Source organism: Teichococcus aerophilus (genome assembly GCF_014490485.1).
GTDB lineage: Bacteria > Pseudomonadota > Alphaproteobacteria > Acetobacterales > Acetobacteraceae > Pseudoroseomonas > Pseudoroseomonas aerophila.
In genome coordinates, this window is record NZ_JACTVA010000011.1 from 41232 (window position 1) to 62758 (window position 21527).

16 protein-coding genes and 1 tRNA gene are annotated in these 21527 nt (G+C 69.2%); 3 read left to right on the forward strand and 14 right to left on the reverse strand.

Annotation, left to right across the window (positions count from 1 at the left end):
- Window positions 1–77: 77 nt before the first annotated feature.
- From clpP to IBL26_RS08620, 3 genes are all read right to left on the reverse strand, one after another.
- Window positions 78–731: an ATP-dependent Clp endopeptidase proteolytic subunit ClpP gene (clpP, locus tag IBL26_RS08610; protein WP_187784067.1), complete on the reverse strand. Its 654-nt coding sequence runs from the start codon at window positions 729–731 to the stop codon at window positions 78–80.
- A 232-nt stretch (window positions 732–963) separates the two neighbouring features.
- A complete protein-coding gene (gene tig, locus IBL26_RS08615; RefSeq protein WP_187784136.1) occupies window positions 964–2319 on the reverse strand; it encodes a trigger factor in 1356 nt (451 codons plus the stop codon).
- 54 nt (window positions 2320–2373) lie between these two features.
- A tRNA-Leu gene (locus tag IBL26_RS08620) sits at window positions 2374–2458 on the reverse strand.
- 162 nt (window positions 2459–2620) lie between these two features.
- Between IBL26_RS08620 and IBL26_RS08625 the strand changes: the two genes are divergently transcribed.
- Window positions 2621–3793 (forward strand): pyridoxal phosphate-dependent aminotransferase, encoded by a 1173-nt coding sequence (locus IBL26_RS08625; RefSeq protein ID WP_187784068.1) that lies wholly within the window; start codon window positions 2621–2623, stop codon window positions 3791–3793.
- Window positions 3794–4054: 261 nt separating this feature from the next.
- Here IBL26_RS08625 and IBL26_RS08630 read toward each other — a convergent pair whose 3' ends face one another.
- From IBL26_RS08630 to IBL26_RS08680, 11 genes are all read right to left on the reverse strand, one after another.
- Window positions 4055–6451, reverse strand: coding sequence for a 1-deoxy-D-xylulose-5-phosphate synthase N-terminal domain-containing protein (locus IBL26_RS08630; protein WP_241749172.1), 2397 nt, complete (start codon window positions 6449–6451; stop codon window positions 4055–4057).
- A 217-nt stretch (window positions 6452–6668) separates the two neighbouring features.
- Window positions 6669–7994 carry a TldD/PmbA family protein gene (locus IBL26_RS08635; RefSeq protein WP_187784069.1) on the reverse strand — a complete coding sequence of 442 codons (1326 nt, stop codon included), beginning with the start codon at window positions 7992–7994 and terminating at the stop codon, window positions 6669–6671.
- Entirely contained in the window at window positions 7991–9256 is a 1266-nt protein-coding gene (locus IBL26_RS08640; protein WP_187784070.1) for a M16 family metallopeptidase, read from the reverse strand. Before IBL26_RS08640 ends, IBL26_RS08635 begins: the two co-directional genes overlap by 4 nt.
- A 377-nt stretch (window positions 9257–9633) precedes the next feature.
- Window positions 9634–11040 (reverse strand): threonine synthase, encoded by a 1407-nt coding sequence (gene thrC / locus IBL26_RS08645; RefSeq protein ID WP_187784071.1) that lies wholly within the window; start codon window positions 11038–11040, stop codon window positions 9634–9636.
- Between the two features lie 346 nt (window positions 11041–11386).
- Complete coding sequence (locus IBL26_RS08650; protein ID WP_187784072.1) at window positions 11387–12442, reverse strand: endo-1,4-beta-xylanase; 1056 nt, start codon at window positions 12440–12442, stop codon at window positions 11387–11389.
- Between the two features lie 298 nt (window positions 12443–12740).
- Window positions 12741–13151 carry an ATP synthase F1 subunit epsilon gene (gene atpC / locus IBL26_RS08655; RefSeq protein WP_187784073.1) on the reverse strand — a complete coding sequence of 137 codons (411 nt, stop codon included), beginning with the start codon at window positions 13149–13151 and terminating at the stop codon, window positions 12741–12743.
- A 23-nt stretch (window positions 13152–13174) separates the two neighbouring features.
- The gene (gene atpD / locus IBL26_RS08660) at window positions 13175–14602 is read right to left on the reverse strand and encodes a F0F1 ATP synthase subunit beta (protein WP_187784074.1); all 1428 of its coding nucleotides are present in this window, start codon (window positions 14600–14602) and stop codon (window positions 13175–13177) included.
- 13 nt (window positions 14603–14615) lie between these two features.
- Window positions 14616–15500, reverse strand: a complete 885-nt coding sequence (locus IBL26_RS08665; protein ID WP_187784075.1) for a F0F1 ATP synthase subunit gamma — start codon at window positions 15498–15500, stop codon at window positions 14616–14618.
- 22 nt (window positions 15501–15522) lie between these two features.
- A complete protein-coding gene (gene atpA, locus IBL26_RS08670) occupies window positions 15523–17058 on the reverse strand; it encodes a F0F1 ATP synthase subunit alpha (RefSeq protein ID WP_187784076.1) in 1536 nt (511 codons plus the stop codon).
- Window positions 17058–17657, reverse strand: a complete 600-nt coding sequence (locus tag IBL26_RS08675) for a F0F1 ATP synthase subunit delta (RefSeq protein WP_187784077.1) — start codon at window positions 17655–17657, stop codon at window positions 17058–17060. The genes atpA and IBL26_RS08675 overlap by 1 nt, the downstream gene beginning before the upstream one ends.
- Window positions 17658–17854: 197 nt before the next feature.
- Window positions 17855–20143: a primosomal protein N' gene (locus IBL26_RS08680; protein ID WP_241749174.1), complete on the reverse strand. Its 2289-nt coding sequence runs from the start codon at window positions 20141–20143 to the stop codon at window positions 17855–17857.
- Window positions 20144–20215: 72 nt separating this feature from the next.
- On the opposite strand from IBL26_RS08680, the gene fsa reads away from it, so the two are divergent.
- Window positions 20216–20872: a fructose-6-phosphate aldolase gene (gene fsa / locus IBL26_RS08685; protein ID WP_187784078.1), complete on the forward strand. Its 657-nt coding sequence runs from the start codon at window positions 20216–20218 to the stop codon at window positions 20870–20872.
- Window positions 20872–21525: a GAF domain-containing protein gene (locus IBL26_RS08690; protein WP_187784079.1), complete on the forward strand. Its 654-nt coding sequence runs from the start codon at window positions 20872–20874 to the stop codon at window positions 21523–21525. Before fsa ends, IBL26_RS08690 begins: the two co-directional genes overlap by 1 nt.
- The last annotated feature ends 2 nt before the right edge of the window (window positions 21526–21527 follow it).

Consider the following 21527-nt stretch of genomic DNA (forward strand, 5'->3'; position numbering starts at 1 on the left):
CCCAGTGTCATCCTGGGGGAAGTGGAACGGCACCCGGCCGGCCCGTGCCGGACCGGATGCCATTGAAATCAAAGCCTTCAGGCCTTGGGCGGCTCCGCTGCCGGGGCCACCGACGCCGGGCGCTGGTCCACCACCTGGTCGATCAGGCCAAAATCGCGGGCCTCCTCGGCGGTCAGGTAGGTATCCCGCTCCATCGCCTTCTCGATCTCTTCCAGGCTCTGTCCGGTGTGATGGACATAGATCTGGTTGAGCCGGGCGCGGGTCTTGAGGATCTCCCGCGCCTGGATGGCGATGTCGGTTGCCTGGCCCTGCGCGCCGCCGGACGGCTGGTGGATCATCACCTGGCTGTTCGGCAGGGCGAAGCGCTTGCCCTTCTCACCCGCCGTCAGCAGCAGGCTGCCGGCGGAAGCCGCCATGCCCAGGCACACGGTGGATACCGGCGCACGGATGTACTGCATGGTGTCGTACATCGCGAGGCCGGCGGTCACCACGCCGCCGGGGCTGTTGATGTAGAACGCGATATCCTTGTTGGGATTCTCGCTCTCCAGGAACAGCAGCTGGGCGCAGATCAGCGCCGAGACCTGGTCGAAGATCGGCCCGGTCAGGAAGATGATCCGCTCCTTCAGCAGGCGCGAATAGATGTCGAAGGAACGCTCGCCCCGCGCGGTCTGCTCAATGACCATGGGGACCAGCGTATTGTTGTAGATCTCGACCGGATCGCGGTCACGCATCGTCAATCCTTTCCCGGCGGCGGCGCCGTGCCCGTCCAGGTGCCCCTTGCCCCTGGCGACCGCGCCGACTCCTAGTTCCGCCGTCACTCTAGCTGTCGCCGGTTAACATGGGACAGCCAGCCCGGCTGCGAAAGAGGGGGACACCCCAGATATGACGGCGGGCCAGGGTGGTATCCCACCCCGGCCCGCGCGCCTTAATCACTCTCCGGCCCGCGGGCCGGCGATAGCCTGCTCAGGCAGCCGCTTCGGCCGGCTCGGCGGACAGCTCGGCCGCCGGCACTTCCTTCTCGGTCACTTTGGCCAGCTCCAGCATGAAGTCGACCACCTTCTCCTCGAACAGCGGCGCGCGGAGGTTCTCGATCGCCTGCGGGTTCTTCTGGAAGAACTCGATCACCTGGCGCTCCTGGCCCGGGTAGCGCTGGGCCTCGGCCCGCATCGCACCGGTCAGTTCCTCGTTCGTCACCTGGATGTTGTTGCTGCGGCCGATCTCGGACAGCAGCAGGCCCAGGCGGATGCGGCGCTCGGCAATGGCGCGGTACTCGGACTTCAGCGTGTCCTCGTCCTTGCCCTTGTCTTCCTCATCCAGGCGGCCGGCGGTGCGATCGGCCTCGATGCGCTGCCAGATCTGCTCGAACTCGGCATCGACCATGCCGGCCGGAACCTCGAACGAGGCCTGGGCGGACAGGGCGTCCAGCAGCTTCCGCTTCACGTTGAGGCGGGAGATCTGGTCGTATTCCTGCTGCAGCGACTCGCTGATGCGGGTCTTCAGCTCGGAAACGTCGGCCAGGCCCAGCTTCTTGGCGAAGTCGTCGTCCACCGTGGCGGAGGCCGGGGTCTGCAGCTTCTTGGCGGTCAGCTTGAACACGGCGTCCTTGCCGGCCAGCTCGGCCGCGCCGTACTCGGCCGGGAAGGTTACCTTCACGTCGCGCGTCTCGCCGACATTGATGCCGACCAGGCCCTCGGCGAAGCCCGGGATGAACCCGGCGCCGCCAATTTCCACCGGCATGTCGGTGCCCGTGCCGCCCTGGAAGGGCTCGGCCAGGCCACCTTCGGCCGCTTCATCGACCAGGCGGCCCTCGAAATCGGTCACGACCACGTCGCCCTGCGCGGCAGGGCGGGCCTCGGTGACGTCTTCCATCTGGCGGTTGCGGGCGGCGATGCCCTCCAGCGCCTTGGTGATTTCCTCGTCGCCCACCTTGGTCACCGGCTTCTCCAGCGCGATGGCCGAGAAATCGGGCAGCGGGATCTCGGGGAGCTGCTCCAGTTCGATCGTGAACTCGAGGTCCTCGCCCTCCGCGAACTTCACCAGCTCGATCTTGGGCTGCAAGGCGGGGCGCAGGCCCCGCTCCTCGATCACGGTCCGGGTCACGGACTGGACCTGCTCGTCCAGAACCTCACCCATCACGGACTGGCCGAAGCGCTGCTTCACCACGGAAGCCGGCACCTTGCCGGGGCGGAAGCCCGGGATGCGGACTTCCTTGGCCACGGCCGCCAGGCGCTTGTCGCGCGCCGCGGCGATATCCGCCGCCGGAACCACCACGGAAAAGCCCCGCTTCAGCCCCTCGGCTGCCTGCTCGGTCACCTGCATCGTCGCCACACCTGCTCCTGAAAATCAGTCTCGTGTCCGGCCGGCGGCGCTGGATGGTGCGGGCGGAGGGACTTGAACCCCCACGGCTTGCGCCACTGGAACCTAAATCCAGCGTGTCTGCCAATTCCACCACGCCCGCAGGCTTGACGCCGGCAAAGTCGTCGAGCCGGCGCGTTTAGCGCAGGGGCGCTTATATTGAAAGGGCACAGCGCGAATCCGCTGCCCGCGCCCTTGCCGGCCCCTTGCCCTCCCACGGCCCGACCGGCACAGGTAACGGCACAGCCACCGACGGAATCCCCGCATGAGCGCCGCCCTCGACAGCCTGCCGTCCCGCATCAAGGACCTCGGCGCCAACCAGATCGCCGAGATTGCCGACATGGCGCGGGAGGACCCGGCCGTCATCAAGCTGTGGATCGGCGAGGGCGACCTGCCCACCCCCTCCTTCGTCACCGAGGCCGCCGAGGCCGCCATGCGCGCCGGCCAGACCCGCTACACCTACTCCCACGGCCTGCCCCAGCTGCGGCAGGCCCTGGCGGACTACCACCGCCGCCACTGGGACGTGGCGGTGGACCCCGCCCGCTTCACCATCACCGCCGGTGGCATGAACGCCATCATGCAAGGCATGCAGGCCGTGCTCTCCCCGGGTGACGAAGTCATCATCCCCGGCCCGCACTGGCCCAACATGGCGGCCACGGTGACGGTGCTGGGCGGCGTGCCCGTCATGGTCCCCTTCCGCCGCACCGCCCATGGCGGGTTCGAATTGTCGCTGGCGGATATCGAGGCCGCCATCACGCCCCGCACCCGCGTCATCGCCATCAACTCTCCGTCCAACCCCACCGGCTGGGTGATGCCGAAGGCCGAGATGCTGGCCATGCGGGACCTGGTGCGCGCCCGCGGCCTCTGGCTGCTGTCGGACGAGGTGTACAACCACTTCACCTACGGCAACGCCATCGCCCCTTCCTTCCTGGAAATCTGCGACGAGACGGACAAGCTGCTGGTCAGCAACACCTTTTCCAAGAACTGGGCGATGACGGGCTGGCGCGCCGGCTGGCTGATCTACCCGGCCGGCATGGAAGGCGTGTTCGGCAATCTCGGCCAGTACAACACCACCAGCATCCCCACCTTCATCCAATACGCCTGCATCGCCGCGCTGGAGCAGGGCGACGACTTCATCCGCATCATGGTCTCCCGCTGCCAGGAAAGCCGCCGCATCTTCTGCGAAGGGCTCGGCGCCATCCCCGGCATCCGCCTGCAGCCGCCGGAAGGCAGCTTCTACCTGATGTTCTCGCAGGATGGCGTCACCGACAGCCGCGCCCTGGCCATCCGCCTGCTGCGCGAAGCCAAGGTCGGCCTAGCCCCCGGCACCGCCTTCGCCGATGACGACGACGGCAAGCTCCGCCTCTGCTTCGCTATCTCCCCGGGTCTGGCGGAAGAGGCGATGGGGCGGCTGGCAGGGTTCTTTCGGAAAGGGTGAAGGAAGGTCGGGGGAGTGAACTCCCCCGAACCCCCTCCTTTTTTGCGGTGTTTTGGCCGATGCTGATCGGGCCGGGCTCAGCCAAATTTTTTATTTAATATCAAATAAATAGTACGAAAATATTCGGACACTTGCCAAGCTGAGGCCACCCGTCACCACCCGCACTGTCTCAGACTCGAAGAAAAAAGAAGGGGTCCAGGGGAATTCCTTCCCCTGGCCTTCCCACCGCCGGAACCCCGGCGGGCGGCGGCGGGCTGCCGCCTACCGCCCCAGCAGCGCCTGGGCGCAGGCGTCCAGGATGGCGTCGGTATCCAGCCCGTATTCGGCATACAGGTCCGGGATGTCGCCGGACTGGCCGAAGCGGTCCACGCCCAGCGGCACTACGCGCTGGCCACGCACCGCGCCCAGCCAGGCATGCGCCGCCGGGTGGCCGTCCAGCACGCTGACGATCGCCGCATCCCGCGCCAGCGGCGCCAGCAGCGACTCGATGTGGGAAGGCACCGCTCCCGGGCCCTGGCGCGCCTGCCGCCGTGCCGCCAGCCAGGCCGCATGCAGCCGGTCCGGGCTGGTGATGGCCAGCAGCCCGGCGCCCGGCTCCTCCGTCCGTAGCTCCTCGAACGCCGCCATGGCCTCGGGCGCCACCGGTCCCTGGTAGGCAATGGCGATGCGCGCGCCCGGCGCCGGCGGCACCGCCCAGTAGCCACCGGCGATCACCGCCGCCGGGTCCAGCACCCGCTCCGGCTGCGCCAGCCCACGGGTGGACAGCCGCAGCCACACCGCCGAGCCATCCGGCTTCTGCATATGCTCGAAGGCCCAGCGGAACAGGATGGCCAACTCGTCGGCGTGGGTGGGCTCGAAGCTCGCCAGCCGGTCCTGCGCCATGCCGATCAGCGGCGTGTTGACGCTCTGGTGCTGCCCGCCCTCCGGCGCCAGGGTCAGGCCGGACGGGGTGGAAACCAGCAGGAAGCGGGCATCCTGATAACAGGCATAGATCAGCGCATCGAGGCCCCGGTTAACGAAGGGGTCGTACACGGTGCCGATCGGCAGCAGCCGCCCGCCGTGTAGCCGGTCCGCCAGCCCGAGCGCGCCCAGCAGCAGGAACAGGTTCTGCTCGGCGATGCCCAGCTCGATATGCTGGCCCTTGGGGGACATGCCCCAGCGCTGCGCCGAGGCCAGCTTGGCATCGCGGAACACGTCGTTCTTCAGGTGGCGGTCGAATACCCCGCGCCGGTTCACCCACGGCCCCAGGCTGGTGGAGACCGTCACATCCGGGCTGGTGGTGACGATGCGGGAAGCGAAGCTCTCCGCATCGCCCTTCCCCGCCCGGCCGATCTCGGCCAGCAGCTCGCCGAAGGCCGCCTGGGTGGACAGCGTGCGGCCTTCCGGCACCTTCGGCACCGGCAGGCTGGCCGGCACCGGGACAGAGGGGGCGGCCAGGCTGCGTCCCTCCGGCGCCAGCACCGGCGCGAAGGGGATGTCGCGCAGGAAGGCCTCGAGCTCGGCGGCGGGCAGGTCCAGCCCCTCGAACCGCTCCCACTCCTGGCCGGGGCGGATGCCCATGCCGTGGCGGAAAGCCTCCATCTGCTCCTTGGTCATCAGCCCGGCATGGTTGTCCTTGTGCCCGGCGAAGGGCAGGCCCATCCCCTTCACCGTGTAGGCGATGAAGCAGGTCGGCTGGTCGCCCGCCGCATCCTGGGCGCGGAAGGCGCTTTCCAGCGTCTCGATGTCATGGCCGGCCAGGTTGGTCATCAGCCCGCCGAGTTCCTCGTCGTCCAGCGGGTCGATGATGGCGCGCACGCCCTCGTCCCGCCCCAGCTCGGCCAGCAGGGCGGCGCGCCACGCGGCACCGCCCTGGAAGGTCAGCGCCGAATACAGGCTGTTGGGGCAGTCATCGATCCAGCGGCGCAGCGCCTCGCCGCCCTCCCGTGCGAAGGCGGCTTCTAGCTTGCGGCCGTATTTGAGCGTGACGACGTTCCAACCCATGTCGCGGAACAGGCCCTCGATGCGGCCGAACAACCGGTCCGGCACCACCGAGTCGAGGCTCTGGCGGTTGTAGTCGATCACCCACCAGACATCGCGCACATCGTGCTTCCAGCCTTCCAGCAGGGCCTCGTAGATATTGCCCTCGTCCAGCTCGGCATCGCCGACAATGGCGACGTGGCGGCCACGCGGCAGGCCCTCCCGCCCCAGCCCATGCAGGTGCACATAGTCCTGCACCAGACTCGCAAAACTGGTCAGCGCCACGCCCAGCCCGACTGAGCCGGTGGAGAAATCCACCTCCGCGCCGTCCTTCACCCGGCTGGGATAGGGCTGGATGCCGCCGAACTGCCGCAGCGTCGCCAGCTTCTCCTGGCTCTGGCGGCCCAGCAGGTAGTTCATGGCGTGGAAGACCGGGCCGGCATGCGGCTTCACCGCCACCCGGTCCTGCGGCCGCAGGATGCCGAAATACAGCGCCGCCATGATCGACACGACGGAGGCAGAGGACGCCTGGTGCCCGCCCACCTTCAGCCCGTCGCGGTTGGGGCGGATATGGTTGGCGTGATGGATCGTCCAGGCGGAAAGCCAGAGCAGCTTGCGCTCCAGCGCCTTGAGGATGCGCAGGCGGCAGGCCGGATCGGCCACCGGGTGGAGGGCATGCGCCCCCGGTGAGGCATTCATGTTCGGTTCCTCCTGCACGGCCTTATGGCGACCGGTCTCGGACCCAGCGAGGCTAGAGGAAGGCCTCCCCCAGGGGAACCGCTTCCGCGCGGCGAAAGCGCATGGCGGCCGCGCCCGGGCGCCTCGGGCTGGGGCTGCCAGCTGACACGGCTTTTAAAGCCGTGTCAGCAGTACTCGGTCCGCCACTGCGGCTCGGCCGCGCCCTGCCGCGAGAGGGTCAGGCGCCGGCCAGGGTCATGCCATCCACCCGCAGGGTCGGCGCGTCGGTACCGCGGCGGAACCGCAGGTCATCGGCAGCGGCCATGTGCAGGAACATTTCCTTCAGGTTGCCGGCGATGGTGACGCCGCTGACCGGCTCCGCCAGCTCACCCCGGCGGATCATGAAGCCGGAGGCACCGCGGCTGTAGTCGCCGGTGATGCCGTTGATGCTGCTGCCCATCATCTCGGTGACGTAGAAGCCCTCGTCGAGATCGGCCATCAGCGCGGCCGGGGAGACCTGGCCGGGCTCCAGCCACAGATTGGTCGCCGCGGGCGATGGCGGGCTGGAAATGCCTCGGCTGGCATGCCCGGTGGAGACCAGTCCCAGCTGGCGGGCGGAGCGCCAATCCAGCACCCAGCTTTGCAGGATGCCGTCCTGCACCAGCGCCCGCGCCTCGCCCGGCATCCCTTCGCCGTCGAAGGGGCGGGAGCGCAGGCCACGCACGCGCAGCGGGTCATCCCGCAGGGTCAGGCCGGTGGCCAGCACCTGCTGCCCCATCTTGTCCCGCAGGAAGGAGGTGCCGCGCCCGATGGCGGTGCCGTTCAGCGCCCCCACCAGATGGCCGAGCAGGGAGGCGGAGACGCGCGGATCATACACCACGCTCAGCTTGCGGCTGGCCGGACGCGTCGGGTTCAGGCGGCGGACCGCCCGCTCCCCCGCCCTGCGGCCCAGGGTCGCCGCATCCTCCAGCTCCGCCAGATGCACGGCGACGCTGTGGTCGTAATCCCGCTCCATCCCCGTGCCCTCGCCTGCCAGCGCGGAGACGGAGACGGAATGGCTGCTGCGGGCATATTCCCCGGCAAAGCCGTTGGAGGAAAAGATGGCGATGCGGCTGCGGTTGAACCCCGCCTCCGCGCCATTGCTGTTGGTGACGCCTGCCGTGGCCAGCGCCGCTTCCTCCGCCGCCGCGGCACGGGCGAGCAGATCTTCCGCCGTCGGCTCGGCCGGGTCGTCGAGGTCCAGCTCACGCGCCGGCACCGGCACCCGCTCCGGCAGTCCGGCGAAGCGGTCCTCCGGCACGGCGCGCGCCATCGCCACGGCGCGCTCGGCCAGCGCGGCGAAGCTCGCGCGGTCCGGGTCGGTGGAGGAAACGATCGCCTGCCGCTGGCCGACAAACACGCGCAGGCCGAGGTCGAACCCCTCGGCCCGTTCGAGATGCTCGATCACCCCCAGCCGGCGCGCGACGGAGAGCGAGGTCGAGGCGGCCAGCACCGCGTCCGCCGCGTCCGCCCCCGCCGCGCGGGCGGCGGCGACGAGCGCGTCGAGCATCTCCAGCCGGTTCATGCCGCCAGCTTCTCCATGATGCTCGGCAGGCCGGGCACCTTGCCGGCAGGCCCAAGCGCGGCCAGCGTCGGGCGGGAGCGGAAGATCATCGCGGCGGCCTGCTGCACCTGCTCGATGGTGACGGCGGCGATATTCGCCTTCGTCTCTTCCGGCGTGATGATGCGGCCATGCACCTGCAACTGGCGCGCGATCTGCTCGCACCGGCTGCCCGTGGACTCCAACGACATCAGCACCGAGGCGCGGAGCTGCGCCTTGGCGCGGTCCAGCTCATCCGTCGTGACGTCGTGCTGCACCCGCTTCAGCTCTTCCAGGGCCACCGGCACCAGCTCGGCCGCCTGGTCCTCGCCCGTGCCGGCGTAGATGGAGAATACGCCGCCATCGCGGAACGGCTGCGCGAAGGAATAGATGGAGTAGACCAGCCCGCGGCGCTCCCGGATCTCCTGGAACAAGCGGGAAGACATGCCGCCACCCAGCACGGTGGAGAGCAGCATGGTCGGGTAGTGCCACTTGGTGGTGACCGCCGGGCCCTCGAAGCCCAGCACCACGTGCACCTGGTCCAGCTCACGCTCCTCGCGGAACTCACCGCCGGCATAGCGGGCGGGCTCGCCCAGCGCCGGGTCGACATTCGGCAGGTCGGCGAAGTGCCTCTTCACCTGGGCCACGAGGTCGTCATGCTCCAGCGCGCCAGCGGCGGCGACGACCATGCGGCTCGGGCCATAGTGGTGGCGCATGTAGTTGGTCAGCACCTCCCGCGGCATCTTGGCGATGATGCCCTCGGTGCCCAGCGTCGGCCGGCCCATCGGCTGGTCGGGGAATGCGGTGGCCTGGAAATGGTCGAAGACGATGTCGTCCGGCGTGTCGTTCGCCTGGCCGATCTCCTGCAGGATCACGCCCCGCTCGCGCTCCAGTTCCTCCGGGATGAAGGTGGAATGCGTCAGGATGTCGCCGAGGATATCCGCCGCCAGCGGCATATCTTCCTTCAGCACCTTGGCGTAGTAGGCGGTCTGTTCCCGCGCCGTGTAGGCGTTCAGGTGGCCGCCGACATTCTCGATCTCGCGGGCGATGGCGGCGGCGTCGCGCTTGGTCGTGCCCTTGAAGGCCATGTGCTCCAGGAAGTGGGAGACACCGTTCTCCGCCGCCGTCTCGTCCCGCGTGCCGGCGTGGACGTAGGCACCGATGGAGACGGTCTCGACGCGCGGCATGGTCTCGGAGGCAATGGTGAGGCCGTTGGGGAGGCGCGTCAGGCGCACCGCATCAGACATTCGGGGGGACTTTCTCTGTGGCCCGTGCATGGCACGCGCCGATCCATGATTCGCCATAATGTAGGGGCGAAGCCGGCGACATGCGACCCTGCGTTGTTCTGGCTGGGTTGCGTGTGTTCACTGGGTGGAAGGAGGGGGAGAAAGGCCAGGGAAAGAGTTCCCCGGACCCCGTCTTCCTTCCGGAAAATCGGGGCAGCGCTTCAGGACCAGAGAGGCGGCCTGGATGGATACAATGGCCGCACGGTCTGAACCGTCAGTCTCCGAGGGCCACGGACCCTTGGCGGAACCATCGTGCCACAAGCGGCAACAGATGGCGGGGCCTGGGGTGGCACCGCCACCCCAGCGGGGTCCAGGGGCAAGCGCCCCTGGTGCGTCTCTCAGGCCGCGTTACGCCGCGCGTGCCCGCGTACCGCCGTCTCGATGGCGGCCAGGTCGTTGGGCATCACCTCGTAGCGTTCCTCCCGCTCGTACAGATCCGCCATCCGCAACGGCAGCGGCGGGCGGAAGCCGGTGGCCTTCTCCACCGCATCCGGGAACTTGGCCGGATGCGCCGTGGAAGCGACCACGACGGGGATGCCCCGGTCCTCCGGCCGCAAGGCCCGCGCAGCGGCCGTGGCCACGGCGGTATGCGGGTCCGCCAGGTAAGCGCTTTCCGCATACAGCCGGCGGATTTCCTCCAGGATGCCTTCGTCCGAGAGGGTAAAGCCCTGGAACAGCTCGGTCGCCCGCTTCCAGGCGGCGTCCGGCACCGGCATGCGGCCCTCGGAGCGGAAGCGCGTCATGGTCTCCGCCGTCGCCTTGGCGTCGCGGCCCAGCAGTTCGAACAGCAAGCGCTCGAAGTTGGACGAGACCTGGATGTCCATGCTGGGGGAGAGGCTGGGCTCCACCGGCTTGGCCGACATGTCGTTGCTGGCAATGAAGCGGGCCAGGATGTCGTTGCGGTTGGCGCCGACGATCAGCCGCTCGATCGGCAGGCCCATGCGGCGTGCCACCCAGGCCGCCAGCACGTTGCCGAAATTGCCGGTGGGGACCGAAAAGGCCACCGGGCGGTCCGGCGCACCCAGCGCCAGCGCGGCATAGACGTAATACGGCACCTGCGCCGCGATGCGGGCCCAGTTGATCGAGTTCACCGCCGACAGCCGCATCTCGTTGCGGAAGGGCGCGTCGTTGAACATCGCCTTCACCAGGTCCTGGCAGTCGTCGAAGTCACCCTGCACGGCGATGTTGCGGATGTTGGAGGACAGCACCGTGGTCATCTGCCGGCGCTGCACCTCGCTGGTCCGGCCCTCCGGATGCAGGATCACCATGTCGATCGCACTGCGGTCCCGGCACGCCTCGATGGCCGCGCTGCCGGTATCGCCCGAGGTCGCGCCGACGATGGTCACCCGCTCGCCCCGCTTGGCCAGCACATGGTCGAACAACCGCCCCAGCAGTTGCATCGCCATGTCCTTGAAGGCGAGCGTGGGGCCGTGGAACAGCTCCAGCGAGAACATGCCGGGCTCGATCTGCACCAGCGGCGCCGTGGCGGCATGGCCGAAACCGCCATAGGCGGCCCGGGTCATCACCAGCAGCTCCGCCTCCGAAATCGCCGGGGCGGTGAAGAGCGAGACGATCTTCGCCGACAGCTCCGCATAAGACAGGCCGCGCAGCGCGCGCCATTCATCGGCGGAAAGCTGCGGCCAGCTCTCCGGCATGAACAACCCGCCATCCTCGGCCAGCCCAGCCAGCAGGACGTCTTCGAATTCGCGAACCGGGGCCCCGCCCCGCGTGGAGAGATAGCGCATGATGCGCGCAGACTAGGCCGCCCGGCAGGCCCACGCCATAGCGCGCCTGGGGGCTTCGAAAGGGATAAGGGGAAAGGCCGGGGAAAGAATTCCCCGGACCCCTTCTTTCTTTTTCGAGTTTTTGCCGGAGTGGCTGTTGAAGGGGTGGCCCTGAGAGACGGCTGGGTGCGCCGGAGGTTCTGGACCTCCGGCGACTGACGGTTCAGCCCTTGTGGCCCATGATTAAAATCATCAAGCAGCGTCCGCTCTCAGTCCTGCAGCGCAACGCCAAACTCGCAGAAAAAAGAAGGGGTCCGGGGAGTTCCTTCCCCGGCCTTCCACCACCCCATCCAGAAGCCCCACGCCGTCAGGCCCCCGCGAAGGCGCGCCGCAGGGCTTCCCACATCGCGTTGCGCCTGAAGCTGGCATCCAGGGGTAGGCCGCGATGGGTACGCGGGGCGGGCATGGCGACGCTGGGGTCGGTGGTCAGCCAGGAGTAGCGGTCGCTGAGGCCCCAGGTGAACACCGTGCGCACCCCGGCGGCCAGGGCGGTAGAGACGAAGGCGTAGGCGCGTTCGTTGACCAGCGCGTCCCGGGCCGCCAGCTCCTGCGGCGCGTCGGCGGTCTCCCGGATGTCCATCTCGGTGATGAGGACGGAGAGGCCGGCCTGGCGCAGGGCGGTGATCAACGCGGTCAGCGGCTCCGGCCGGAAGGGCTTGGCCAGTTGCAGGTGCCCTTGCAGGCCGACGGCATCCAGCGGCACGCCGCGGGAGAGCAGGTCCCGCACCAGCGCCAACAGTCGCCGTCGCTTCTCGGCGGCGGCGGGGGTGTCTTCCTCGATGCCATACTCGTTCAGGGTGAGGCGGAGCAGCGGATCGGCGCGGCGGGCCATCCGCAGCGCCTCGTCGATATAGGCGGGGCCAAGCGCGCGCAGGAACGGCGAGTCCCGGAGTTCGAGATCCCCCGCCTGCGGGGTGTCGCTGCCCGGCGGGTCGGCGATCACTTCGTTGACCACGTCCCAGTCGCGGATGCTGGCGCGGGTATGGGCCAGGACGCGGCGGATATGCGCCTGCATGATGCTGGTGGCCCGCTCCGGCCCCTGGCCCAGGGCTTCCTCCGCCCAGGCGGGCAGGTGCTGGTGCCAGACCAGCGCGTGGCCGCGCACCAGCCTCTCCTGCGCCTTGGCCCAGGCGAGGATGCCGTCCAGCGGCGCGGTGTCGAACTCACCTTCGGTGGGCTGCAGCGCGCCCCACTTACCTTCCCATTCCGGCACCACCATCGACGCCTCGCGCCGGAAGGCGGCAGCGTAATCAGCATCGGTGGCCAGCAGGCCGCTTTGGACGGCGGCACCGAAGGTGATGCCGTTCTGCCGCGCGATGGCGCCCAGCCCGGTCGGCAGCGACGCGGCGGCGGGGCGGGACATGGCCAGGCCAAGGCCAGCCGCGCCCAGGGCCCGCCGGGACAGGAGGGGGTTCAGGGTGCGGCTCCGGAAGGCCGGATGGGGGACCGGGTCAGGCAGGTCGCGCGCATGTCGGGCCAGCTTCAGTGGGTGCAAGGCCATTGAGTGTAACGCAAAGCCCACCGGCGCGTGATGACGTTGCCGCCAGCACAGCCCAAGGCAGCAAGCCCAGGATGCTGGCCGCCAAAACGCAAACCGCCCGCGGAGCAGACCCCGCGGGCGGTTCAGCGGACCAGGGCGGTGAACCGCCCGGGCCGGATTGTCAGGCGGCGCCGGCCACGTCGGCCATGGTGCGCGCGGAGAGCAGGCGATCCATCGCCTTCTCCCGCACTTCCGGCAGGTCGTTGGCAGCGGCTTCGTAGGCGGCCTCGGCCTCCTTCACCCGCACTGCGGCAGCGGCGCGGGAGAGCTGGTCCACCGGGGTGGCCTCATCCGCCAGGACCGTGACGCGGGTGGGCGTGATCTCGGCGAAGCCGCCGGCCACGAACAGCCGCTCGGCCGGCTGCCCGCCGCCACGCACCTCGATAACGCCGCCCTTCAGGGCGACGATCATCGGCGAGTGGCCGGGCAGGATGCCCATGTCGCCCTCGGCCGCCGGGATGATCGCCATCTCGACGGGCCGGGAGAGCAGCAGCTTCTCCGGGCTCACCAGTTCAAGGTCGAAGGTCGCCATGGGTCAGTGCTTCCCCTGGAGCCTTAGGCCGATGCCTTGAGGGTCTCGGCCTTCTTCACCGCGTCCTCAATGGCGCCGACCATGTAGAAGGCGGCTTCCGGCAGGTGGTCGTACTCGCCCTTCACGATGGCGGCGAAGGAGCGGACGGTGTCCTCGATCTTCACGAACACGCCCGGCGAGCCCGTGAACACCTCGGCCACATGGAAGGGCTGGGAGAGGAAGCGCTGGATCTTGCGCGCGCGCGCCACGATCAGCTTGTCCTCTTCCGACAGCTCGTCCATGCCCAGGATGGCGATGATGTCCTGCAGGGACTTGTAGGTCTGCAGGATGCGCTGAACGTCGCGCGCCGTCTGGTAGTGCTCTTCGCCGATCACGCGCGGGTCGAGGGCGCGGGAAGTGGAGTCCAGCGGATCCACGGCCGGGAAGATGCCCAGCTCGGCGATCGAGCGGTTGAGCACCGTCGTCGCGTCCAAGTGGGCGAAGGAGGCAGCCGGCGCCGGGTCGGTCAGATCGTCCGCAGGGACGTAAATGGCCTGGACCGAGGTGATGGAGCCCTTCTTCGTGGAGGTAATCCGCTCCTGCAACTGGCCCATATCCGTCGCCAGCGTGGGCTGGTAGCCCACGGCGGAGGGGATGCGGCCCAGCAGCGCGGACACTTCCGCGCCCGCCTGGGTGAAGCGGAAGATGTTGTCGATGAAGAAGAGCACGTCCTGGCCCTGCTCATCGCGGAAGTATTCCGCCATGGACAGGCCGGAGAGCGCGACGCGGGCGCGGGCGCCCGGCGGCTCGTTCATCTGACCATAGACCAGCGCCACCTTGGAACCGGCGGTGTCGTTCTCGCCCAGCTTGATGACGCCGGCATCGATCATCTCGTGATAGAGATCGTTGCCTTCGCGGGTCCGCTCACCGACGCCGGCGAAGACGGACACGCCGCCATGGCCCTTGGCGATGTTGTTGATCAGTTCCTGAATGGTGACGGTCTTGCCGACGCCGGCGCCGCCGAACAGGCCGACCTTGCCGCCCTTCAGATACGGGGCCAGCAGGTCGATGACCTTGATGCCCGTGACCAGCACCTCAGCCGACGTCGCCTGGTCCTCGAAGGACGGGGCGTCGCGGTGGATGGTGTAGGTCTTCTCGTGCGGCACGGGGCCGCGCTCGTCGATCGGCTCGCCGATGACGTTCAGGATGCGGCCGAGCGTGCCCTCGCCCACCGGCACGGCGATGCCCTTGCCGGTGTCCACCACCTCGGTGCCGCGGACCAGACCATCGGTCGTGTCCATGGCGATGGTGCGGACGGTCCGCTCGCCCAGGTGCTGCGCGACTTCCAGCACCAGGGTGCGGGCGCCGATCTTCAGCTCCAGCGCGTTCAGCATGCCGGGCAGCTCTTCGGGGAACTGCACGTCCACGACGGCGCCGAGAACCTGCGTAACCTTGCCAACGTTGTTCTTCATGGCGGTGTTTCCCTCAGAGCGCTTCGGCACCGGAGATGATCTCGATCAGCTCCCGGGTGATGTTGGCCTGACGCGTACGGTTGTAAGTCAGGGTCAGCTTGTTGATCATGTCGCCGGCATTGCGGGTCGCGTTGTCCATCGCGGTCATCTGGGACCCGAAGAAGCCGGCGGAATTTTCCAGCAAGGCGCGGTAGATCTGGATGGCGAGGTTCTTGGGCAGCAACTGCGCCAGGATGGTCGCCTCGTCCGGCTCGTACTCATACCAGGCGCCGGCGGCTTCCGTCTCGACCGTCTCGGCCTTCGGCAGGACGGTCGGGATCAGCTGCTGCGCGGACGGCGTCTGGGTGATGACGTTCTTGAACCGGTTGTACACCAGCGTGCAGACGTCGAACTCACCGGCTTCCAGCATGCCCGTGATGCGGGTGGCCAGCGCGTCGGCTTCCTCGAAGCCCACGCGCTTCTTGCCCACGAAGTTGATCTCGCCGACCAGACGGCTGGCGAACTCACGCTTCAGATAGGTGCCTGCCTTGCGGCCGACGGTGATGATCTTCACCGTCTTGCCCTGGGCTTCCAGCTCCCGGATCTGGGTGCGGGCGAAGCGGCCCACATTGGTGTTGAACGGGCCGGCGAGGCCACGATCGGCGGTGATGACGACCAGCAGGTGCACCTGGTCGGCGCCCGAGCCGACCAGCAGCTTCGGCGCGTCCGGGCTACCGGCGACGGCAGCACCGAGCGACGCCAGCATCCGCTCCATGCGCTCGGCATAGGGGCGCGCGGCCTCGGCCTGCTGCTGGGCGCGGCGGAGCTTCGCCGCCGCGACCATCTTCATCGCCTGGGTGATCTTGCGGGTCGACTTGACGCTGTTGATGCGCCCCCGCAGGTCCTTCAGGTTGGCCATGGGTCTGCTCCCCTAGGCCCCCTCAGGCCGCGAACGACTTGGCGAAGCCGTCCAGGAAAGCCACGAGGGACGCTTCGTTGTCCTTCGTGATTTCCTTTTTGTCGCGGATCGACGCGACGATCTCGGGCTTCTGCGCCTTGATCTCGGAGAGCAGGCGGCGCTCGAACTCGCCGACCTTGTTCACCTCGATGCGGTCCAGGTAACCACGCGTGCCGGCGAACAGGGAGATCACCTGCTCCTCGACCGGCACCGGCTGGTACTGCGGCTGCTTCAGCAGTTCCGTCAGGCGCGCGCCACGGGCCAGCAGGGCCTGCGTGGAGGCATCCAGGTCGGACGCGAACTGGGCGAAGGCCGCCATCTCGCGGTACTGCGCCAGCTCCAGCTTGATCTTGCCGGCAACCTGCTTCATCGCCTTGATCTGCGCCGCCGAACCCACGCGGGACACGGACAGACCGACGTTCACGGCCGGACGGATACCCTTATAGAAGAGCTCCGTCTCCAGGAAGATCTGGCCGTCGGTGATCGAGATCACGTTGGTCGGGATGTAGGCGGACACGTCGCCGGCCTGCGTCTCGATTACGGGCAGCGCGGTCAGCGAGCCAAGGCCAGCGGCCTCGCCCATCTTCGCCGCGCGCTCCAGCAAGCGGGAGTGCAGGTAGAACACGTCGCCCGGATAGGCCTCACGGCCCGGCGGACGGCGCAGCAGCAGCGACATCTGGCGGTAGGCGACAGCCTGCTTGGACAGATCGTCGTAGAAGATGACGGCGTGCTTGCCGCTGTCGCGGAAATACTCGCCCATGGCGCAGCCGGTATACGGGGCCAGGTACTGCATCGGCGCCGGGTCGGACGCGGTCGCGGCGACGACGATGGAGTATTCCAGCGCGCCGTTCTCTTCCAGCGTGCGGACCAGCTGGGCCACCGTGGAGCGCTTCTGGCCGATGGCGACGTAGATGGCGTAGAGCTTCTTGCTCTCGTCATCGCCGGCATTGATCGGCTTCTGGTTGATGATGGTGTCCAGGATCACGGCGGTCTTGCCGGTCTGGCGGTCACCAATGATCAGCTCGCGCTGGCCACGGCCGATCGGGATCAGGGCGTCGATCGCCTTGATGCCGGTCTGCATCGGCTCATGCACGGACTTGCGCGGGATGATGCCCGGTGCCTTCACTTCGACGATCTGCTGGGTCACGTCGACCAGCGGACCCTTGCCGTCGATCGGGTTGCCCAGGCCGTCCACGACGCGGCCCAGCAGGCCACGGCCGGTCGGCACGGAGACGATGTCGCCCGTGCGCTGCACGGTATCGCCTTCCTTGACGTTCTTGTCGTCGCCGAAGATCACGACACCGACATTGTCGGTCTCGAGGTTCAGCGCCATGCCCTTGAGGCCGGCGGAGGGGAACTCCACCAGCTCGCCGGCCATGACATTCTGCAGGCCGTAGACGCGGGCAATGCCGTCACCCACGGTCAGGACGGTGCCGACTTCGGCAACATTCGCATCGGCGTCAAAACCGGCGATCTGCTGCTTCAGGATCTCCGAGATCTCGGCGGGACGGATATCCATCAGGCGGCCCCCTTCATGGCGTACTGCATGCGCTGCAGCTTGGACTTGATCGAGCTATCGAAAAGCCGGGAATTGAGACGGACGACAAGCCCACCCAGCAGGGTGGGGTCGACGCGCTCGACCAGCTTCACATTGGAATACCCGGCTTCCGTCAGGCGCGCGGCAAGCTGCGCGCGCTGCACATCGGTCAGCGGGTGGGCGGTGGCGACTTCGGCGGTCTGCTGCCCACGCTGCTCGGCCAGCAGGACGCCAAAGGCGTCCACGACCTGCGGCAGCTGGGAGAGGCGCCGGTTGGCGATCAGGACGCCGACCAGGTTCCGGACCTCGCCGGCGATGCCGGCGCGTTCCAGGACGGCGAATGCGCCGCGGCGCTGTGCCCCTGAATCCAGGCGAGGATCCCCGACGAAGGAACGGAAGGTCGCGTCGTCGCGCCGGAGCGCGGACAGACGGTCGAGGTCAGCCGCCACGCGGTCGACCTCCTTCCGGTCCTTGGCGAGTTCCAGCAGGGCCAACGCGTAGCGCTGGGCCAGGCCGGAGGTCCGGCCGCTGGTTTGGGGCGTGTTCGGCGAGGCGGTGGGCGCTTCGGAGGCCACGGACAATCCCGTTTCTTGCTATCCCGGCCATCCTCGACAGGTTTCCCCGCCTCGGACAGCGATGACGACGCGCCCGGAGGAGTTCCGTCGCGGCGGGCGGGGATTACCACAGGCTGTTGCAAGGCGGCAACCGGCTGAGGCGGGATTCGTTACCGCCGTTTCAAGAATGGGTCACTTTTCTCGCTATCCTGTGTACGTCGCCGTCACAGGAAGCTCACCGGGTCCACATCCACCTGCACCTTGACGGAAGCCGGAACACGAACCCGTGACAGCCATTCCCGCAGGATCGGCTGCACCGCCACATCCCGCCGCACCTTTATTAACAGCCGCCGCCGGTGCCGGCCGCGCAACAGGGCCAGCGGCGCAGGCGCCGGGCCCAGCACCTCCACCCCCTCCCCGCCCGGGGCCTCCAGCCCCAGGTCGCGGGCGATGGCGTCGGTCTCCCGCTCGTCCTCCCCGCTGACGATCAGGGCCGCGAGGCGGCCGAAAGGCGGCCAGTGGCCGGGCCGCCGCTGGTCCGCCTCCGCCGCCATGAAGCCTTCGAGGTCGCCAGAGATCAGCGCCTGCATCACCGGGTGCTCCGGGTTCCAGGATTGCAGCATCACCTGCCCCGGCGCCTCGGCCCGCCCGGCACGGCCGGCCACCTGGTGCAGCAGTTGCACCGTCCGTTCCGCCGCCCGCAGGTCGCCGCCCGCCAGGCCCAGATCGGCATCCACCACACCCACCAGCGTCAGATGCGGGAAGTGCCAGCCCTTGGCGACGATCTGCGTGCCGATGATCAGGTCCACCTCCCGCGCCTGGATGGCGCGCGCCGCCTCGGCCGCCGCGGCCGGGCCGGGCAGCGTGTCGCTCGCCATCACCAGCCGGCGGACATCGGGGAACAGCTCGGACGCTTCCTCCTGCACCCGCTCCACCCCCGGGCCCAGCGGCGTCAGGCTGCCCTCGGCGCCGCATTCCGGGCAGGTGGGCGGGATCGGCTCGGCATGGCCGCAATGGTGGCACTGCAGCCGGCGCTGGATGCGGTGCTCCACCAGCCAGGCGGTGCAATTGGGGCAGCGCATGCGGTGGCCGCAGGTGCGGCACAGGGTCAGCGGCGCGTAGCCGCGGCGGTTGAGGAACAGCATCGCCTGCTCCCCCCGCCCGATCGCGTCCCGCACCGCCTGCACCAGCGGCGGGCTGAGGAAGCGGCCGCGTTCCGGTGGCGTCACCCGCTGGTCGATGGTGCTGACCTTGGGCAGGGTGGCGCCACCATGCCGCACCGGCAGGTTCAGGCTGGCGTAGCGCCCGGTCTCGGCATTGTTCAGCGTCTCCAGGCTTGGCGTGGCGGAGACCAGCACGCAGGCGGCCTCGTTCAGCCGGGCGCGCACCACCGCCATGTCCCGCGCGCTGTAGATGACGCCCTCTTCCTGCTTGAAGGAAGTTTCATGTTCCTCGTCCACCACGACCAGGCCGAGATCGGGGAATGGCAGGAACAGGGCGGAGCGCGCGCCGACCAGCGCCTGCACCCGCCCCTCCGCCACGCCGCGCCAGGTATCCCGCCGCCGCCGGCTGCCCAGCTCGCTGTGCCACAGCGCCGGCGGGCAGCCGAAGCGGGCCTCGAACCGCTCCAGCCACTGGGCGGAGAGCGCAATCTCCGGCAACAGCACCAGCGCCTGCCGGCCCTGCGCCAGGCACTCCGCCACCGCTTCCAGATATACTTCCGTCTTGCCGGAGCCGGTGACGCCCTGCAGCAGCGTGACGCCGAAGCCGCGCGTGGCCACTGCCTGCCGCAGCGCCGCGCCCGCCACCTGCTGGTCCTCCGCCAGCGCGGGGCCCTGCTTCCTCAGGTCCGGCACCGGGAACTCGGCGGCGCGGGCGATCAGCGCCGGCTCCAGCAACCCGGCCTCGGCCATGCCGCGCAGCACGCCGGAGGAGACGCCGGCGGCGCTGGCAATGGTGGTGGCCAGGTGAGCCTCGTTGGCATCGCCCTGGGACAGCTCGCCCTCCAGCGCCTCCAGCACCCGCATTCGCGTCGGCGTCACCTTGCCGCCGCGCGCCAGCACGGCGCGCCCGGCGGCGGAAAGGCGCCATCCCGCCTTGGCCGCCGGCGGCTCCAGCGCCGAGGGGCTGCTCATCGCCATGCGCAGCACGGCGCCGGGCGGGCTGACGGTATAGGCCGCCACCCAGTCGACGAATTTCCGCAGCGTCGCCGTCATCGGCGGCACGTCCAGCACGGCGGTGATGTTCTTCAACCGGCGCTCCGGCAGGTTGGGGTCGGCGTCGCCATCCCACACCACGCCGATCGTCTCCCGCCCACCCAACGGCACCTGCACGAAGGCGCCCAGCTCCGGTGGGTCCAGATCCTCCGGCACGCGGTAGTCATAGGCGCCGGCCAGCGGCAGCGGCAGCAGCACCCGGCGGCGCGGGCGGCCCTGCGGCAGCGCCTCCCCGGCCGTGGGCGGCAGCAGCTGCGCGGCGGCGAGGGCGCCGCCCTTTCGTTCGCCCCTGCTCATCGGTTAGTCTTCATCCCGGAACACATCCACACACGTGGTGCCACCGCGCTGCGTCCACCAGGAAATCCCTCAATGAAGTTCTTCGTCGACACCGCCGAAGTGGCCGACATCCGCGCGCTGACCGAGCTCGGCGTGGTTGATGGCGTCACGACCAACCCGTCGCTGATCGCCAAGTCCGGCCGCAAGATCGCCGAGGTGATCGCCGAAATCTGCGCCATCACGCCCGGCCACGTCTCCGCCGAGGTCACCGCGACGGATTACGAGGGCATGCTGGCCGAGGGCAAGTTCCTGCGCAACATCGCCCCCAACGTCGCCGTGAAGGTGCCGCTGACGGAAGCCGGGCTGCGCACCTGCAAGACGCTCTCCAGCGAAGGCACGCCGGTCAACGTTACGCTGTGCTTCTCCGCCGCCCAGGCGCTGATGGCCGCCAAGGCCGGCGCCACCTACATCTCGCCCTTCGTCGGCCGGCTGGACGACCTGGCGCAGGACGGCATGATCCTGATCGAGGAGATCGTGACGATCTTCGCGAACTACCCGGCCATCAAGACCGAGGTGCTGGTTGCCTCCATCCGCCACCCGCTGCACCTGGTGCAGGCGGCGAAGATCGGTGCGGACGTCGCCACCCTGCCCGCCAGCGTCATCCGCCAGCTGATCAAGCACCCGCTGACGGATCGCGGCCTGGAAGCCTTCCTGGCCGACTGGCAGAAGACCGGCCAGTCCATCCTCTGATGGAGAACGGCGCACAGCCACCGGACGAAGCCGGCCCGGGCGCAAGCCCGGGGTCCGAGCAGGTCGCCGCGTGGCTGCGCGCCAACCCGTCCTTCCTGGCGGAGCGGCCGGAGCTCTACCGGCTGCTCACCCCGCCCCGCCGCATCCATGGCGAGGGGCTTGCCGACCACATGGCGGCCATGATCCAGGCCGAGCGCACCGCCACCCAGGACCTCGCCGCCTCCGCCCGCGCCGAGGACGGCTTCGTCCGCCGCACCCAGCAGGCCGTGCTGGCGCTGATCGCCGCCCCGGACCCGGAAGAGGCCGTCGCGCATGAGTGGCCGGCGCTGCTGGGGCTGGAACATTGCACCCTGGCCGGTGAGGGCATCCCGGCCGCCCACCGCCGCCACCTGCCGGCCGGCACCGTGCGGGCCCTGCTGCCCACCGGGCGCGACACCCTGCTACGGGACCAACCGGCCGACGCCCCCCTGCTGCACGGGGAAGCCGCCGCGCTGATCGCCCGCGATGCCCTCGCCCGCATCCCCCTGCCCGCCGGAGCGCCGCTGATGCTGGTGCTGGGCGCGCGGGAGGCCAGCGCCCTGCCCCGCAGCGGCGCCGGGCCGCAGCTGCGCTTCCTGGCCGCCGCCCTCGCCGCCCGGCTGCAACCCGCCTGAGG

Excerpts from the sequence above, each read along its gene's own strand:
- clpP (WP_187784067.1), bottom strand. The coding sequence starts at position 731 with ATGCGTGACCGCGATCCGGTCGAGATCTACAACAATACGCTGGTCCCC.
- tig (WP_187784136.1), bottom strand. The coding sequence starts at position 2,319 with ATGCAGGTGACCGAGCAGGCAGCCGAGGGGCTGAAGCGGGGCTTTTCC.
- IBL26_RS08625 (WP_187784068.1), top strand. The coding sequence starts at position 2,621 with ATGAGCGCCGCCCTCGACAGCCTGCCGTCCCGCATCAAGGACCTCGGC.
- IBL26_RS08630 (WP_241749172.1), bottom strand. The coding sequence starts at position 6,451 with ATGAATGCCTCACCGGGGGCGCATGCCCTCCACCCGGTGGCCGATCCG.
- IBL26_RS08635 (WP_187784069.1), bottom strand. The coding sequence starts at position 7,994 with ATGAACCGGCTGGAGATGCTCGACGCGCTCGTCGCCGCCGCCCGCGCG.
- IBL26_RS08640 (WP_187784070.1), bottom strand. The coding sequence starts at position 9,256 with ATGTCTGATGCGGTGCGCCTGACGCGCCTCCCCAACGGCCTCACCATT.
- thrC (WP_187784071.1), bottom strand. The coding sequence starts at position 11,040 with ATGCGCTATCTCTCCACGCGGGGCGGGGCCCCGGTTCGCGAATTCGAA.
- IBL26_RS08650 (WP_187784072.1), bottom strand. The coding sequence starts at position 12,442 with ATGTCCCGCCCCGCCGCCGCGTCGCTGCCGACCGGGCTGGGCGCCATC.
- atpC (WP_187784073.1), bottom strand. The coding sequence starts at position 13,151 with ATGGCGACCTTCGACCTTGAACTGGTGAGCCCGGAGAAGCTGCTGCTC.
- atpD (WP_187784074.1), bottom strand. The coding sequence starts at position 14,602 with ATGAAGAACAACGTTGGCAAGGTTACGCAGGTTCTCGGCGCCGTCGTG.
- IBL26_RS08665 (WP_187784075.1), bottom strand. The coding sequence starts at position 15,500 with ATGGCCAACCTGAAGGACCTGCGGGGGCGCATCAACAGCGTCAAGTCG.
- atpA (WP_187784076.1), bottom strand. The coding sequence starts at position 17,058 with ATGGATATCCGTCCCGCCGAGATCTCGGAGATCCTGAAGCAGCAGATC.
- IBL26_RS08680 (WP_241749174.1), bottom strand. The coding sequence starts at position 20,143 with ATGAGCAGGGGCGAACGAAAGGGCGGCGCCCTCGCCGCCGCGCAGCTG.
- fsa (WP_187784078.1), top strand. The coding sequence starts at position 20,216 with ATGAAGTTCTTCGTCGACACCGCCGAAGTGGCCGACATCCGCGCGCTG.
- IBL26_RS08690 (WP_187784079.1), top strand. The coding sequence starts at position 20,872 with ATGGAGAACGGCGCACAGCCACCGGACGAAGCCGGCCCGGGCGCAAGC.